The organism is Bacillus cereus group sp. BfR-BA-01430 (assembly GCF_022663115.1).
GTDB lineage: Bacteria > Bacillota > Bacilli > Bacillales > Bacillaceae_G > Bacillus_A > Bacillus_A cereus_BD.
Window position 1 is genome coordinate 1 of sequence record NZ_JAKUEW010000077.1, and the last position, 366, is coordinate 366.

A 366-nucleotide genomic window follows, 5' to 3' on the forward strand; every position below is an offset into this window, starting at 1 on the left:
CCTTACATTACTGACTCTGACGCTTTTCAGCGTTGGAGCGAGAATGGACAACATAAATTCGGATTCTACACACCGGAAACAGAAGAACAAAATATGACCCCGCAACGTCTTATGACTCTCATGAAAACAGAGTTTCAAAAACGTGTGAATACGTCTGTATCATACGAAGTAGAAGCGGCGGATATTTCGAAAGTATTCGGGTTGTCGCATGAGGAAATCAATGAAGGCGATACAATTCGAATTAAGGACACGGGCTTTACACCGAAACTTTATTTAGAAGCAAGAGCGATTGCTGCTGATGAATCATTCACAGACCCTACGAAAAACAAATACACGTTCGGTGACTACCGCGAGATTGTGGACCCG

At 43.2% G+C, this 366-nt stretch carries 1 protein-coding gene; it reads left to right on the forward strand.

What is annotated here, in order from left to right:
• Positions 1 to 366: phage tail spike protein (locus MR058_RS23020; protein ID WP_277926683.1), on the forward strand; the 366-nt coding region annotated here is incomplete at both ends.